Source organism: Kribbella kalugense, from assembly GCF_004365875.1.
Taxonomy (GTDB): domain Bacteria; phylum Actinomycetota; class Actinomycetes; order Propionibacteriales; family Kribbellaceae; genus Kribbella; species Kribbella kalugense.
The window spans coordinates 111022-125937 of record NZ_SODF01000004.1 but is presented as its reverse complement, the minus strand read 5'-3'; the positions used below and the strand labels follow the sequence as shown (position 1 = coordinate 125937).

Sequence of the window (14916 nt, the reverse complement as noted above, 5' to 3'; positions counted from 1 at the left end):
TCAGCCCCTCTTCTGCCGGACGATCTGCTCCTGCTCGACGTCGTCCTGCTCCATCGCCTCGGCCTCGGCCTCGGTCCCGAGCAGCGTGCCCTCGGAGGTCTGGAAGGTCGGCTTGAAGGCCTTCAGCCCGTCCGTGACGGCCTGCGCGGAGTCGTCGGTGAACAGCCCGGACTCGCGGATCGCCTCGAGCACCTTGCTGTCCCGCCGCAGGTAGTCCAGGAAGTCCCGCTCGAACCGGAGCACGTCGGCCACCGGCACGTCGTCGAAGTGACCCTTGGTACCGGCCCAGATGGAGACGATCTGGTCCTCCACCGGGTACGGCGAGTACTGCGGCTGACGGAGCAGCTGGACCAGCCGCTGACCGCGGTCGAGCTGGCGCCGCGAAGTCGCGTCGAGGTCGGAGGCGAACATCGCGAACGCCTCCATCGCGCGGAACTGGGCCAGGTCGATCTTCAGCGAGCCGGAGACGTTCTTCATGCCCTTGACCTGCGCGGCGCCGCCGACCCGGGAGACCGAGATACCGACGTCGATGGCCGGCCGGATGTTGGCGTTGAACAGGTCCGACTGCAGGAAGATCTGGCCGTCGGTGATCGAGATGACGTTGGTCGGGATGAACGCCGAGACGTCGTTGGCCTTGGTCTCGATGATCGGCAGACCGGTCATCGAGCCCGCGCCGAGCTCGTCGGACAGCTTCGCGCAACGCTCCAGCAGGCGGCTGTGCAGGTAGAAGACGTCACCCGGGTAGGCCTCGCGGCCCGGCGGGCGGCGCAGCAGCAGCGACATCGCGCGGTACGCCTCGGCCTGCTTGGTCAGGTCGTCGAAGACGATCAGCACGTGCTTGCCCTGGTACATCCAGTGCTGGCCGATGGCCGAGCCGGTGTACGGCGCGACGTACTTGAAGCCGGCCGGGTCGGACGCCGGGGAGGCGACGATGGTGGTGTACTCCATCGCGCCTGCCTCTTCGAGCGCGCCGCGGACGGCGGCGATCGTCGAGCCCTTCTGACCGATGGCGACGTAGATGCAGCGGACCTGCTTCTCCGGGTCGCCGGACGCCCAGTTCTGCTTCTGGTTGATGATCGTGTCGATCGCGATCGCGGTCTTGCCGGTCTTGCGGTCGCCGATGATCAGCTCGCGCTGGCCGCGGCCGATCGGGATCATCCCGTCGATCGCCTTGATCCCGGTCTGCAGCGGCTGGCGGACCTCCTGGCGGTCCATCACACCGGCCGCCTGCAGCTCGAGCGCACGGTCGCCCTCGAGGTCCTGGATCTCGCCGAGGCCGTCGATCGGCTTGCCCAGCGGGTCGACCACGCGGCCGAGGTAGCCCTCGCCGACCGGCACCGACAGAACTTCGCCGGTACGGCGGACCTGCTGGCCCTCGTCGATCCCGTCGAACTCACCGAGCACGACGACACCGATGTCGCGGACGTCGAGGTTCAGCGCGATGCCCCGGGTGCCGTCCTCGAACTCCAGCATCTCGTTGGCCATCGCCGAGGGCAGGCCCTCGACGTGCGCGATACCGTCACCCGCGTCGATGACGGTGCCGACCTCCTCGGCCGACGTCTCTTCCGGTTGGTAATCGGTGACGAACCGATCCAGGGCGTCCCGGATCTCCTCCGGCCTGATCGTGAGCTCAGCCATCTCTATATCCTGCTTCCTTGACCTTGCTGGCCTGTTGTCAGTGTGAGCCGTCAGCCCGCGATGCGCCGCTGCGCGTCGTCGAGCCGGGCCGCGATGGTTCCGTCGATCACTTCGTCGCCGATGTCCACCCGGACGCCGCCGACCACCTGCGGGTCGACGATCACGTTCAGCTGGATCTGCCGGCCGTACTGCCGGCCCAGCGCATCGGCCAGCCGGGTGCGCTCGGCCTCGGTCAGGTCGGTGGCCACCCGCACGGTCGCGATGCTGGCGTTCCGCCGGGCCGCCGCGGCGACCTGGTAGGACCGCATCGACGCCGCGAAGCCACGCCCACGGCCGTCCACGGCCCGCTCGGCCAGCCGCACCGTGGTGGCGTCGGCCTTGCCCTGCAGCAGTCCGCGGAGCAACTCCTGCCGCTGCTCGACCGGGATCCGCCGGTCCCCCAGCTTGTCGGCCAGGGCCCGCTCGGCAGTGACCACCCGGTCGAGCCGGAACAGCTCGTCCTCGACCTCGTCCAGCTTCCGCCGGCTGTCGGCGTACGCCACCTCGGCCTTGACACTCAACTGGTCCAGGGCGTCACCCAGGTCCCGGCCGCTGACCCAGCGACCGGACACTGCGACGGTCAGGATCTCCAGCGCACTCGCGGAGATCTTGCCGCCGAACAACTGCTGCACCAGACCGGTCTTGGAATCGGTCGGCCGGGCCGGATCGGTCAGTGCGCGCCGGAGCGCGCCGTTCCCGTCCAGCAGCTTGGCGATCGAGAACAACTCGCCACCCAGCCCCTCGGCCGGGCTCGCACTCGCCAGGGCATCCTCGGCCCGGGCGAGTGACACGTACGACGCGCCGCGCATCAGCCGTCCGTTCCGACGGCCTGACGAGCCGACTCCGACTCCTCCAGCTCCGCCAGGAAGCGCTCGACGGTCCGGCGCTGCCGCGCCTCGTCCTCGAGCGACTCACCGACGATCCGGCCGGCCAGGGTGGTCGCCATCGTGCCGACCTCGCTGCGCAGCGAGGCGACCGCCTGGGCCCGCTCGGCGTCGATCTGAGCCCGCGCGTGCGTGACGATCCGCTCGGACTCGGCGTTCGCCTGCTCACGCATCTCCGCGATGATCGCCGCACCCTGCTCGCGGGCGTCCTCGCGGATCTTCGCCGCCTCCTGGCGAGCGTTCGCCAGCTGCGCGGTGTACTTCTCCAAAGCCGCCTTCGCCTCGGCCTGGGCCTGCTTGGCCGCTTCCATGCCGCCTTCGATCGCCGCGGTCCGGTCGGCGTAAGCCTTCTCGAACCTCGGTACGACGAACTTGGCGAAGGCGATGGCCAGCAGGATCAGGAAGACGAAACCGAAGATGATCTCGGCGGTGTGCGGCAGCAGCGGGTTCACGTCCTCGCCGGCCGCTTCGCTGAGCGGTAGCACCAACGTCGTCATATCCGTGTCCTGTCAGTCAGTAAGAGAAGAAGGAGTGGGTCAGCCGTTCTTGAACACGAACGCCAGCGCGATACCGATGATGGCCAGCACCTCGGTGACACCGAAGCCGATCCACGCGATCGACTGCAGCTTGCTCTGGGCCTCCGGCTGACGGGCGGTGCCGTTGATCACCGCGGCGAAGATCAGACCGACGCCGACGCCCGGGCCGATGGCAGCCAGGCCGTAGCCGAGAACGGCGATGTTGCCGCTGATTGCGAGAGCGAGGTTGCTCATGGTGCGGTCTTTCCTTTCGGTACGGATAGGGAGCCCTATCCGGATTTGTACTTACTGGATCAGTGCTCGTCGGAGATGGCGCTACCGATGTACTGCGCGGTCAGCACGACGAAGATGTAGGCCTGGATGGACTGGACGAACAGCTCCAGCCCGGCGATCGCGAGGCCCATGATGAAGGTGATGATGCCGACGCCGCCGAGGAGGATCTTGCCGGACTCGAACACCATGTACTCGCCGCCGAGCACGAACACCCCGAGCAGGATGTGACCGGCGAACATGTTGGCGAACAACCGCAGGCTCAGCGAGATCGGCCGGACCAGGATGTTCGAGATGAACTCGATCGGGATCATCAGCGGCATCAGCCACAGCGGCACGCCGGCCGGCATCGTCTGGTGCTTGAAGTAGCCCCACACGCCCTTCTTCTTGATGCCGGCCGCGTTGTAGATGACCCAGCTCATCACCGCGGCCACGTACGCCCAGCCGATGTGGCTGAAGGTCGGGAACTGGATCAGCGGGATGGTGCCGGCGACGTTGTTCAGCAGGATGAAGTAGAAGAGGCCGCACAGGTACGGCACGTACTTCATGTACTCCGCGCTGCCGATCGCGTCCCGGGCGATCGAGTTGCGGACGAAGTTGTAGCCGAGCTCTCCGGCGAACTGCAGCCGGCTGGGGACGACCGCGGACTTGCGGGCCGCAGCCCAGTAGAACCACACGATCACGACCACGGACAGCGCGGCCACCAGCACAGGCTTGGTGAACCAGTCCACGCCGGGGATGATCGGCGGAAGGTCGAAACTCTGGGGACCGGGTGCGATGAACTCGGTCGGAACGCCGGCGGTCACCGGGTCTCCTCTCGCGTCGTGCTCAAGTCGGACGCCTTGTACGTAAGGGCAGGGCGGCTCAGGGCATGGCGGTCAACAACGTCAGACCTGGTGCAGGTCAGGACCGCGACCCGTACCGGAAGTGCAACATCAAGATGGTGAGCCCGGCACCGAGGACGATTCCCACCGGAAGCAGGAACTCGGTGCCGAAGAGGCGATCCAACCCGAACCCGATGCCCCCGTAGACCAGGACACCGCCGATCAAGTAGGACAGGACCCGCCAGCCGTCGCCCGAATTCGGGGGTGATGGCTTCGGATCCTGATGCTCGCTCATTGGCAAGTGAAACGTACCAGTTGGCGACAGATGCGGTCACATCAGGCCCAGTAATCTCCACCACAGCAGGGAAATCGTTACCCACGGTGCTCACGCCGTCACCTCCTTGTCGAGGTCGTAGATCGGCACGCGCAGCCGGGACCAGGCCCAGATCTCGCCGGCCATCCAGCCCATCACGACAACGAGCGCGACCAGCCCGAGCACGGTCAGATTCACGTGCGCGGCCAGGGCGTCGGAGCTCAGCGCGACCGCGAGCAGACCGCCGAAGACGGCGATCCGGCCGGTGTACGACGCCATCGCGACCGCGAGCTGCATGGTCGGGGAGGTCTTGCGGGACAGGTGCAGCGCGATCAGACCCGCGCCGGAGAAGACGATCACCATCAGCAGGCCGAGCAGCGCGCCCCAGAGGCCGGGCAGACCGGCTGCCACCGCGGACACCGCGGTCGCGTTGACACCGACGACGAGGGCGGCGATCAGAGCGCCGCGCAGCATCGCCAACGCCGGGTGCTTGGTTGCTTGTCCGGCGAGTTTCGGGCTGTGAGCCGTAGGAGCCATCTGGTGGTTCCGTCCTGCTGGCGAAACTGGTCTCGCGGCCAGTTCGTCGGGTGGGCGGGGTCAGGGGTGTCGCTGTTCTTTGCTGGTGCTTGTGAAAACTAGCACAAAGTCTGCACAGTCAGCAAAACGAGGTTCCCTCCCGCTGTACAGCCACACCTTATCGGTATGCCACGCAGGTGAGTGGTCTGGTGCCCGCCCGCGCGGATCAAACTTTGGCGAGCGGTTTCCGCGAACGCCTCGGCAGACCGGTCGTGAGCAGCACCGCGGTGACCGCGACGGCCAGCACGATCAGGGCCGTCCACCAGTACAGAACGAGCCCGAGAACCACCACGCCGTACGCGATCAAGGCGGTCCAGAGGTACATCAGCAGGACCGCCCGGCGGTGCGAGTGGCCGCGTTGCATCAGGCGGTGGTGGAGGTGCTGCTTGTCGGCGGCGAACGGCGAACGGCCGGCCTTGGTACGGCGGATGTAGGCGAGCGTCAGGTCCAGCGCCGGGATCGCGAGGATGGCGATTGGGAGCACCAACGGAAGCAGCGCGGGCAGCAGGCTCGAGCCGCCGACCTCGTACGGGACCGCGTTCGGGTCCATCTGGCCGGTCAGGCTGATCGTCGACGCGGCCAGCATCAGACCGATCAGCAGGGCGCCGGAGTCGCCCATGAAGACTCTGGCGGGGAAGAAGTTGTGTGGCAGGAAGCCGAGGCACGCACCGGCCAGCGCGACCGTGATCAGGGTCGAGGTGGTGGCGCGGTCGAGGTTCTCGTGCACGTTCAGCAGGTACGAGTAGACGAAGAACGCGGTCGCGCCGATCGCGGTGACACCGGCCGCGAGACCGTCGAGGCCGTCGACGAAGTTCACCGCGTTGCAGGAGACCAGCAGGATGCCGGCGGTCAGTACGGCGAGCTGCGCGGGCGACGGTGAGATCACGCCGCCGGGCAGCGGGAGCCAGTACAACTGGATGCCTTGGACAACGAGTACGCCGACGGCGAGGACTTCGCCGGCGAGCTTGGTGATCGCGTCCAGTTCGTACAGGTCGTCGATCACACCGACGGCGCAGATCACCACACCGCCGAGCAGGATCGCCCGGGCGTCGTGCGCTACCTGCAGGCTGTTGCCGAGGAACGGCAGGCTGGACGCGACCGCGAAGCCGGCGATCAGGCCGCCGAGGATCGAGAGGCCACCGAAGTACGGGATCGGCACCTTGTGCACGTCCCGGGCCCGCACCTTCGCCACCGCGCCGTACCGCATCGCGATCTGCCGGGCCACGCCGGTCAGCAGGAAGGTCGTGGCCATCGCCACGAACAGGACCAGCAGGTACTCGCGCACTAGTCCGCAGGCCTCACATCAGGATCGGTGGGCTTCTCGTCGTCCGTCTCGGACTTGGACGCCTCGACCGGCTCTTCAGTTGGCTTCGTTTCGTCGGCCGGCTTCGTTTCGTCGGCCGGCTTCGTTTCGTCGGCCGGCTTCGTTTCGTCGGCCGGCTCGGCCTCATCGGCCGGCTTCGCTTCGTCGGCCGGCTTGGCTTCGTCGTCCTGTGCAGCCACCTCGGGTACGACGGCGCGCAGCTGCTCGAGCGTCAGCGCGCCGAGGCGGACGACTCGCGGGGTGTCGCCGGTGAGGTCGACGATCGTGGACGGTTCGCCGCCGGTGACCTGGCCGCCGTCGAGGTAGACCGCGACGGCCTCGCCCAGCTGTTCCTCGGCGTCGTACACGTCCAACGCCGCAGGCTGACCGGACTTGTTCGCCGAGCTGACGGCGAGCGGTCCGGTCCGCGACAGCAGTTCGCGGGTGTTCTCGTGATCCGGCACCCGGAGCGCGACCGTGCCCTGCGTCTCCCCCAGATCCCACATCAGCGACGACTGCGCGTGGCAGATCACCGTCAACGGGCCCGGCCAGAACTCCTGGCAGAGCTTGCGCCCGTCGTCCGGTACGTCGGTGGCGAGCGCGTCCAGCGACTCCACCACCGAGATCAGCACCGGCGGCGGCATGTCGCGGCCGCGGCCCTTGGCGTCCAGCAGCCGCTGGACGGCATCGGCCTTGAAGGCGTCCGCGGCGATGCCGTACACGGTGTCGGTCGGCAGCACGACCAGGTCGCCGGCCTCGATGGCGTCCACAGCCGCGCGGTACGCCGGTGCCAGTTCGTCCCCGGTGAAGTCGAAGCGCTCACTCACGGACCGAATCGTGCCACTCACGCGGGCCTCAGCCCTAACCGGGTCGTTGCTGACACCCGATTGTCAGCTTTGCCCCCGATCCCGCCCGGCTCTCCTTAAGATCCCGCCATGACTGTGTCGCGTGAGTTCCTTGCCGGGATGCCGAAGGCCGAGTTGCATGTCCACCACGTCGGGTCCGCGTCGCCGCGGATCGTCGCCGAGCTCGCCGCCCGGCACCCCGGGTCCCCGGTGCCGGCCGATCCGGCCGCGTTGACGGAGTACTTCAAGTTCAGCGACTTCGCCCACTTCATCGAGATCTACCTGTCCGTCGTCGACCTGATCAAGACTCCCGACGACATCCGGCTGCTGACCTACCAGGTCGCCCGCGAGATGGCCGAGCAGCAGAACCTGCGGTACGCCGAGCTGACGGTCACGCCGCACACCTCGGTGAAGCGGGGCATCGCCGCCGAGGCGTTCTGCGAGGCGATCGAGGACGCCCGGGTCGCGGCCGAGAAGGAGTTCGGCATCACGCTGCGCTGGATCTTCGACATCCCCGGCGAGTCCGGGATTCCGGCCGCCGACGAGACGCTGCGGATCGCGACCAAGATCCGGCCGGAGGGGCTGGTCGGGTTCGGTCTCGGTGGTCCGGAGATCGGCGTACCGCGGCCGCAGTTCCAGCCGCACTTCGAGGCGGCGATCGCGGCCGGGCTGCACAGCGTGCCGCACGCGGGCGAGACCACCGGACCGGAGACGATCTGGGACGCGGTCCGGCTGCTCAAGGCCGAGCGGATCGGCCACGGTACGTCGACGATGCAGGACCCGGCCCTGGTCGAGTACCTGCGCGAGCACCGGATCCCCCTGGAGGTCAGCCCGACATCGAACATCGCCACCCGCGCGGTCGCGTCGTACGACGTCCATCCGCTGCGCTCGATGGTCGACGCCGGACTGGTGGTCACGATCAACTCCGACGACCCGCCGATGTTCGGCACCGACCTCACCAACGAGTACGTCGTCGCGACCAAGCTGCTCGACCTGGACGAGGCCGGCGCGGCCGAGCTGGCGAAGACCGCGGTCCGGGTGTCGTTCGCGGACGACGCGCTGAAGACGACTTTGCTGGCCGAGATCGACACCTACCTGGGAATACACGGGGTGTAGCTGACAAACTGTCTACCGTGACGGGAGACTTCAGGCTGGACCTGCTGGGCCCGCTGCGCGGCTGGTCGGGCGACGACCGGCTCGACCTCGGCCCGGTCCGCCAGCAAGCCTTTCTCGCCGTCCTGGCTCTGCGTCCGAACCAGATCGTCCCAGCCGACGAATTGGTCGAGCTGGTCTGGAACGACGCGCCACCGGGCAGTGGGACCCGGATCGTCCCGACGTACGTCTATCGGCTGCGTCGCCTGCTGCCCGACGGGGTGCTCGTCAGCTCGCGGGACGGGTACACGCTGCGGCTCGCACCTGACGCACTGGACCTGACCCGGTTCGAGGGTCTGATCAGTGCCGCGTACGCGACCAACGACCTCGACGAGGCCGCGGCCAACCTGTCGGAAGCCCTTGCATTGTTCAAGGGTGAGCCGTTGAGTGGACTGCCGGGGCACTACGTCGGCGTCGAGCGGCACCGGCTCACAGAGCGCAGGCTGAAGGTGCTCGCCGAGCGGATCGACCTCGATCTGGAGCGCGGACGGTACGGCGATCTGGTGCCCGAGCTGATCGCGTTGGTCGAGGCGGATCGGCTGCGGGAGCAGTTCGCCGGCCAACTGATGCTGGCGTATTGGCGCAGCGGCCGGATCTCCGAGGCGCTCGACACCTACACGCGAACGCGGCAGGAGCTGATCGATCAGCTCGGTGTCGAGCCCGGTCCGGCTCTCCGCGCCATCCACGAACGCATCCTGCAGAACGACGAGCCGGTCGCCCGACCGGCGGTGCGGGACGAGCTCCCGTACGACGGTGCTGCGTTCGTCGGTCGCGACGACGTACTGAAGCAGGTGGTCGATGCACTGCGCACTGCAGGCCCTGCTGTCGTTGCGATCGACGGTATGGCGGGTGTTGGGAAGACTGCGCTCGCAGTGCGTGCAGCGCGACAGTTGGCTGAGGTGTATCCGGACGGACGGCTCTTTATCGACCTGCACGGGTACACGCCTGGGAACGAGCCGGTGTCGGCGTTGCAGGCGTTGGATCGCCTATTACGCACGCTGTCCGTGCCGGCTGACCGCATCCCGGCTGACCTCGAGGAGAGGGCTGCGTTGTGGCGGTCCGAGTTGGCCGGCCGGCGGATTCTCGTCGTACTCGACAATGCGCCGGACAGTGCGGCAGTGCGGCCGTTGCTGGCCGGTGGTCCGCGTTGTGGCGTGCTGGTGACGAGTCGGCGACAGCTGACCGATCTGGACGCGACTGCTCGACTGGCGCTCGACGTACTAGAGCCTGAGGACGCACGGGAGTTGCTGGCCGAGATCGTCGGACCAGACCGGGCTGGTGATCCGGCTGCTGCGGCTGAGGTGGTGAGCCGGTGCGGGCATCTGCCGTTGGCGATCCGTGTCGCGGGGTCGCGGCTGCGGCATCGGCCTAGTTGGACGATCGAGCACCTGTCCAAACGGCTCGACGCGGAGGACAGGCGACTGGCTGAGCTCAGCACGGACAGCGGTGGGGTCTCCCCCGCGTTCGCCTTGTCCTACGAGCATCTGCCGGCAGACCAGCAGCGCCTCTTCCGGCTGCTCGGTGCGATGACCGGTCAGGACATCGAGATGTACGCCGCTGCCGCACTGGCCGATGTGGAGGTGGTCGAGGCGGAGGACCTGCTGGAGCAACTCGTCGACGCCAATCTGCTGCTGCAGCTGCGTCCTGGGCGTTTCCAGTTCCACGACCTGCTCCGGCAGTACGCGCGCATGCTGGAGCCGGATCCGGAAGCAGTACGGCGTTTGCTCGACTACTACCTCTATGCGACAGCAGAGGCGAGTGAAGCGATTTTCGGCAGTCGGCTGCACCCGCTGTCGGAGCCGGCCCCGGTCCAGTTGCCTGACTTCGCTTCGGTGGCTGACGGACTGGCGTGGATCGACGCCGAGGGCGCCAACGTGCTGGCGACGATCCGGTTCGCGGAAGCGAGCGGTGCGCTGGAGCATGCCTGGCGGACCGGTCTGGCGGTGGCGTCGTGCTTCTTCCAGCGTGGTCGCGTCTACGAGCTCGATGAGGCGCTGGAGCCGGCCCTGCGTGCGGCGGTGCTCGACACGAACGCGGAAGCGGAGTCCCGGGTGCTGCTGTCGATGGGCAGCCTTGGGCGCTACCGGTTCGGTGCTGAGGCCAGTCTGCCGATGCTGCAGGAGGCGCGGGCCAAGTTGCCGGAGGACGCGGACCTGACGCTCCGCGCCCGGTTGCTGGCGTCGATCGGCTACAGCATGGCGAAGCTGCGTCCGGACGACCACGCTCTCGGCGTACTCGACGATGCCCTGAAGGCGTCCCGGCAGGCCGGCGATCGGAGCATCGCGGCGCGGGTGCTGGCGTATGTCGGGGTGGCGTACAGCGATCGACTGGAGTTCGCGCAGGCCTTGACGGCGTACCAGGAGTCGTTGGCGCAGGGGGATCCCGGCGTACAGCCCGAGGTGCTGAACGGGATCGGTGAGTGCCTGCTCGAGTTGGACCGCGTGGACGAGGCCATCACTGCGCTGCGGACGGCGCGCGACCTCGGGATCGAGCGTGGGGCCGACTACAGCCTGATCTACAGCTATGCCTTCCTCGGTACGGCGTACGCGCGGAAGCGGCAGTGGACCGAAGCGATCGACGTCGGCCGGCAGGCAGTCGAGCTCGCGCAGGAGAGTGACTCGACGCAGTCGCAGCAGAACGCGTACGTGCGGCTTGCCGAAACGCTGCTGGCCAACGGCGATCTCGCCCGGGCGCGGCCGCATTTCGCCCGCGCGATGGAGCTCGCACTCGACGACGGGCAGGAGTCCATGGTCGTGCGCGCGGCCGGTGGGCTCGCTCGGACCAGCCCAGCCGCGTGAGTGTGGTTCCCTGGTGCGGTGCGGAGAGTCTGTGGGGTGCTGGCCGTCGTACTGCTGGGTCTTACGGCCTGTAGCGACACGCATGCGCCGGTCACCTCACCACCTCCCTCGACCGTCCGCTCCACGCCGCCTCCCCCGCCGGCCGACGGCGATCTGCCGCGAGGTGGGCGGGTGATCTTCCCGAAGTACCAGCTGGTGGCGTACGTCGGTCTGCCGGGTTCGCCTGCGCTCGGGCCGCTGGACAAGGACCTCGACGCGAAGGCGGCCAAGCTGGAGAAGCTGTCGCAGGCCTACGCGGCCGGTCGTACGCCGCAACCGGTGCTGGAGCTGATCGCGGTGGTCGCCCGGGGTTCGCGGGGCAAGGACGGTCTGTATCGCGGGCGGCTCCCCGACTCGGCGATCGAGGAGTACCTGACCGTCGCGCGGAAGCACAGGATGCTGTTGCTGCTGGACATTCAGCCGGGGCGGGCGAAGATCCTGCCGGAGGTGAAGCGGCTGGAGCGGTGGCTGAAGGAGCCGGATGTCGGGCTGGCCTTCGATCCGGAGTGGGCGGTCGGTCCGGGGCAGGTGCCGGGCCGGGTCTTCGGCCATACGACGGGCGCCGAGCTCGACGGCATCGCGTCGTACCTCTCGGGGCTGGTGCAGGCGAATGATCTGCCGGAGAAGGTGTTCGTGTTCCACCAGCTGTCGACGAAGATCGTCAGCAATGAACAGGCTCTGAAGAAGCATCCGGGAGTGGTGACGATCAAGTCCGTGGACGGTATCGGTGCGCGTACCGACAAGCTCAAGACCTGGGCAAAGCTGACGACCAAGCTGCCGCCGGCGGTCCACGCCGGCTTCAAACTCTTCTACACCGAGGACACCCGCCATGGTCCGCTGATGACGCCACCACAGGTGCTGGCGCTGAAACCCCGACCCGAATTCGTGGTGTACGAATGATCTCGATCGCTTTCGCCAACGTCGCGGGTGGCCGCATGGTCGACGACGTCGGCTACGTGGACGCCGACCGTACGGCGGACTTCGGGCAGGCGCTGGCGGGGTTGCGTCCGGATGTGCTGATCGTGACCGAGCTCGATCCCGACGGCGATCAGCTCGAGCGACTCGCGGCGGCGGCGATGCCTGGTCGGAAGGCTCACCTCCTCCGGCACTCGTTCTCGGACTCGCATATCCCCGGAGTGGAGCACCTCGGTGTGGGGATCGCGTCGCAGTACCCGCTGACCGAGCTCGAGCGGATCGACCTGCCGAACCCGCCGATCGACTTCCTGCACTGGCGGACGGGCAAGCCGATGGACGCGCATCCGAAGGGTTTTCTGGTCGCGCGGGGTGACTTCGGGGCGCTCGGCGAGGTCGACATCGTCGGCGGGCAGGTGTGTCCGCTGCACATGTTCCGCAGCGCTTCAGGTGTCCCGTACACGTATCGGGAGGGTCCTGGGCAGGAGTACGGCGAGCAGCTGACGGCCTACCTGCGTCAAGAGCTGGCGGCGCGAGGTGTACGACGGGCCGTCGTCGCGGGCGATCTGAACATGCCGAATCCGCGCGAGGTCTTCGGGAGGCTTGATCTGGTCGACGGGTTCGGCGACCCGCCACCCGCGACGACACCCGACGGTCGCTCGATCGATCGCCTCTTCTCCACCCGCGACCTGGTCACCCGGGAGGTCGAGGTGCTCCAGTTGCCCGGGGCAGACCACTACCCGGTCGTCTGCCGGGTCGCTCGCCGGCAAGCCGACGTACCGGCGATCGGCCGGATCCGCGAGCAGGATCTGGCTAGACCCGGCGGCCAGTTGCGAAGCGGTGGCGGCCGGCGAGGTCCAGCTGGTCGCGGACCTCGGTGAACTGGCCGGTGGCGGTGAAGACGGCGGGGGCGGATTCGCCTTGTACGTCGGCGTGTTCGCAGGCGAACCAGGCGCCGGGTTTGAGCAGTCGGGCTCCGGTCGCGGCGACGACCTTGATCTCGTCGAGGCCGTCGTCACCGGACCACAGGGCGAGGGCCGGGTCGTGGTCGCGGACCTCGGTGGTGACGGATTCCCAAGCAGTCAAAGGGATGTACGGCGGGTTGGAGATCACCGCGTCGACCTGACCGTCGAACTCGGGCAGGCAGCCGTCGATGTCGCCCTCGTGCAGGGTGGCACCGGTGCCGGCCAGGTTGCGCCGGGCCCAGACACAGGCCTCGGGCGAGAGCTCGACGGCGTGGACGGTGCTGTCGGGCCGCTCAGTGGCGATTGCGCCGGCGATGGCGCCTGAGCCGGAGCAGAGGTCTACGACGAGCGGGGCTTTGACCGTGGCGATGCGGTCGAGGATCCAGCCGACCATCACTTCGGTTTCCGGACGCGGTACGAAGACGCCGGGGCCGACCGCGAGTTCGCGGTAGCGGAAGGCGGCGGTGCCGGTGAGGTGCTGCAGGGGTTCGCGGGCAGCACGGCGCGCGATCAACTCGTCGTACCGAAGCCGCTGGTCGGCCGTGGGGTCGGCGAGGTGCAGCCGCGTCGACCCGGTGACGAACGCCAGCAGTTCGGCGGCGTCGTAGTCCGGCGAGGCAACACCCGCCGCAGCCAGCCGAGCAGCCGCCCCGGCGACCAACGCCCGCACTCCCCCAACCCCAGCCGAGCCCTCTTCTACTCCCCCGTCCCCGAGCGAAGCGAGGGGGCGGGGTTCTTCTTTGTTCATTGGGACTCGACGGCCTCGAGGCGGGCGGTGAGGTCGGCGTCGGTCAGGGCCTGGATGACCGGCTCGAGTTCGCCGCTGAGGACCTGGTCGAGGTTGTGGGCCTTGTAGCCGACGCGGTGGTCGGAGAAGCGGTTCTCCGGGAAGTTGTAGGTGCGGACCCGCTCCGACCGGTCGACGGTCCGGATCTGCAGCCGGCGAGCGTCTGACGCCTCCTGATCGGCCGCCTCCTGGGCCGCGGCGAGCAGGCGGGAACGCAGCACCCGCATGGCCTGTTCGCGGTTCTGCAGCTGGGACTTCTCGTTCTGCATCGAGACCACGATGCCGGTCGGGAGGTGGGTGATCCGGACCGCGGAGTCGGTCGTGTTGACGCTCTGACCGCCCGGACCGGACGAGCGGAACACGTCGATCCGCAGGTCGTTCGGGTCGATCTCGACGTCGACGTCCTCGGCCTCCGGCAGCACGAGTACGCCGGCCGCGGAGGTGTGGATCCGGCCCTGCGACTCGGTCACCGGCACCCGCTGGACCCGGTGCACGCCGCCCTCGAACTTCAGCTTCGCGTACGGCGCCTCGCCGGGCTCCGGCGTACCTTTCGCCTTCACCGCGACCGTGATCGACTTGTACCCACCGAGGTCGGACTCGGCCGAGTCGAGGACCTCGGTCTTCCAGTGCTGCGACTCGGCGTACTTCAGGTACATCTTCAGCAGGTCGCCCGCGAACAGCGCGGACTCGTCGCCGCCCTCACCCGCCTTGATCTCGAGGATCGCGTCCTTGTCGTCGTTGGGGTCACGCGGCACCAGCAGCGTCTGGAGCCTCTCGGCCAGCTCATCCCGACGGGCGGTCAGCTTGGTGGCCTCCTCGGCGAACGCCGGGTCCTCGTGCGCCAGCTCGCGCGCGGCCTCGATGTCGCCGGCGGTCTGCAGCCATTCGTCGTACGTGCGCACCACCGGAGCGAGCGCGGCGTACCGCTTGCCGACCCGGCGGGCGTTGGCCTGGTCGGAGTGCAGCTCCGGATCCGACATCTGTCGCTCCAGCTCGGCGTACTCGGCCTTGAGTGTCTCAACTGCCTCGAACATC

15 protein-coding genes are annotated in these 14916 nt (G+C 68.2%); 4 read left to right on the top strand and 11 right to left on the bottom strand.

Annotated features, from left to right (window positions below):
* The 9 genes from atpA to EV650_RS37895 form a co-directional block, all read right to left on the bottom strand.
* Complete coding sequence (gene atpA, locus EV650_RS37935; protein ID WP_134124073.1) at positions 1-1638, bottom strand: F0F1 ATP synthase subunit alpha; 1638 nt, start codon at positions 1636-1638, stop codon at positions 1-3.
* 50 nt (positions 1639-1688) lie between these two features.
* Complete coding sequence (locus tag EV650_RS37930) at positions 1689-2486, bottom strand: F0F1 ATP synthase subunit delta (protein WP_134124072.1); 798 nt, start codon at positions 2484-2486, stop codon at positions 1689-1691.
* Positions 2486-3058, bottom strand: a complete 573-nt coding sequence (locus EV650_RS37925) for a F0F1 ATP synthase subunit B (RefSeq protein WP_134124071.1) — start codon at positions 3056-3058, stop codon at positions 2486-2488. The genes EV650_RS37930 and EV650_RS37925 overlap by 1 nt, the downstream gene beginning before the upstream one ends.
* Positions 3059-3097: 39 nt before the next feature.
* Positions 3098-3331 (bottom strand): ATP synthase F0 subunit C, encoded by a 234-nt coding sequence (gene atpE / locus EV650_RS37920; RefSeq protein WP_134124070.1) that lies wholly within the window; start codon positions 3329-3331, stop codon positions 3098-3100.
* Positions 3332-3390: 59 nt separating this feature from the next.
* A complete protein-coding gene (atpB, locus tag EV650_RS37915) occupies positions 3391-4173 on the bottom strand; it encodes a F0F1 ATP synthase subunit A (RefSeq protein ID WP_134124069.1) in 783 nt (260 codons plus the stop codon).
* Between the two features lie 97 nt (positions 4174-4270).
* Positions 4271-4486 carry an AtpZ/AtpI family protein gene (locus EV650_RS37910; protein ID WP_130387318.1) on the bottom strand — a complete coding sequence of 72 codons (216 nt, stop codon included), beginning with the start codon at positions 4484-4486 and terminating at the stop codon, positions 4271-4273.
* A 90-nt stretch (positions 4487-4576) separates the two neighbouring features.
* Positions 4577-5041, bottom strand: coding sequence for a Cg1360 family ATP-synthase-associated protein (locus tag EV650_RS37905; protein ID WP_134124068.1), 465 nt, complete (start codon positions 5039-5041; stop codon positions 4577-4579).
* 205 nt (positions 5042-5246) lie between these two features.
* Entirely contained in the window at positions 5247-6365 is a 1119-nt protein-coding gene (locus tag EV650_RS37900) for a glycosyltransferase family 4 protein (protein WP_134124067.1), read from the bottom strand.
* Entirely contained in the window at positions 6365-7210 is an 846-nt protein-coding gene (locus EV650_RS37895) for an L-threonylcarbamoyladenylate synthase (RefSeq protein ID WP_238174743.1), read from the bottom strand. Before EV650_RS37895 ends, EV650_RS37900 begins: the two co-directional genes overlap by 1 nt.
* A gap of 108 nt (positions 7211-7318) precedes the next feature.
* Between EV650_RS37895 and EV650_RS37890 the strand changes: the two genes are divergently transcribed.
* The 4 genes from EV650_RS37890 to EV650_RS37875 are packed head-to-tail and all read left to right on the top strand — an operon-like array spanning position 7319 to position 13010.
* Positions 7319-8344, top strand: a complete 1026-nt coding sequence (locus EV650_RS37890) for an adenosine deaminase (protein ID WP_134124066.1) — start codon at positions 7319-7321, stop codon at positions 8342-8344.
* Between the two features lie 17 nt (positions 8345-8361).
* Positions 8362-11178, top strand: coding sequence for an AfsR/SARP family transcriptional regulator (locus EV650_RS37885; RefSeq protein WP_134124065.1), 2817 nt, complete (start codon positions 8362-8364; stop codon positions 11176-11178).
* Between the two features lie 18 nt (positions 11179-11196).
* Positions 11197-12117 (top strand): hypothetical protein, encoded by a 921-nt coding sequence (locus EV650_RS37880; protein ID WP_134124064.1) that lies wholly within the window; start codon positions 11197-11199, stop codon positions 12115-12117.
* Entirely contained in the window at positions 12114-13010 is an 897-nt protein-coding gene (locus tag EV650_RS37875) for an endonuclease/exonuclease/phosphatase family protein (RefSeq protein ID WP_134124063.1), read from the top strand. The genes EV650_RS37880 and EV650_RS37875 overlap by 4 nt, the downstream gene beginning before the upstream one ends.
* On the opposite strand, the gene prmC is transcribed toward EV650_RS37875, so the two are convergent.
* Together prmC and prfA are read right to left on the bottom strand one after the other, a co-directional pair.
* Positions 12943-13842, bottom strand: a complete 900-nt coding sequence (prmC, locus tag EV650_RS37870; protein WP_134124062.1) for a peptide chain release factor N(5)-glutamine methyltransferase — start codon at positions 13840-13842, stop codon at positions 12943-12945. The two genes, EV650_RS37875 and prmC, sit on opposite strands and share 68 nt — an antisense overlap.
* Complete coding sequence (gene prfA / locus EV650_RS37865; protein ID WP_134124061.1) at positions 13839-14915, bottom strand: peptide chain release factor 1; 1077 nt, start codon at positions 14913-14915, stop codon at positions 13839-13841. Before prfA ends, prmC begins: the two co-directional genes overlap by 4 nt.
* Position 14916: the final 1 nt, after the last annotated feature.

What these genes read in the sequence shown, in the direction of transcription:
- EV650_RS37910 (WP_130387318.1), bottom strand. Translation starts at nt 4,486, where the DNA reads ATGAGCGAGCATCAGGATCCGAAGCCATCACCCCCGAATTCGGGCGAC.
- atpE (WP_134124070.1), bottom strand. Translation starts at nt 3,331, where the DNA reads ATGAGCAACCTCGCTCTCGCAATCAGCGGCAACATCGCCGTTCTCGGC.
- atpA (WP_134124073.1), bottom strand. Translation starts at nt 1,638, where the DNA reads ATGGCTGAGCTCACGATCAGGCCGGAGGAGATCCGGGACGCCCTGGAT.
- EV650_RS37875 (WP_134124063.1), top strand. Translation starts at nt 12,114, where the DNA reads ATGATCTCGATCGCTTTCGCCAACGTCGCGGGTGGCCGCATGGTCGAC.
- prmC (WP_134124062.1), bottom strand. Translation starts at nt 13,842, where the DNA reads ATGAACAAAGAAGAACCCCGCCCCCTCGCTTCGCTCGGGGACGGGGGA.
- EV650_RS37930 (WP_134124072.1), bottom strand. Translation starts at nt 2,486, where the DNA reads ATGCGCGGCGCGTCGTACGTGTCACTCGCCCGGGCCGAGGATGCCCTG.
- prfA (WP_134124061.1), bottom strand. Translation starts at nt 14,915, where the DNA reads ATGTTCGAGGCAGTTGAGACACTCAAGGCCGAGTACGCCGAGCTGGAG.
- EV650_RS37890 (WP_134124066.1), top strand. Translation starts at nt 7,319, where the DNA reads ATGACTGTGTCGCGTGAGTTCCTTGCCGGGATGCCGAAGGCCGAGTTG.
- EV650_RS37905 (WP_134124068.1), bottom strand. Translation starts at nt 5,041, where the DNA reads ATGGCTCCTACGGCTCACAGCCCGAAACTCGCCGGACAAGCAACCAAG.
- EV650_RS37925 (WP_134124071.1), bottom strand. Translation starts at nt 3,058, where the DNA reads ATGACGACGTTGGTGCTACCGCTCAGCGAAGCGGCCGGCGAGGACGTG.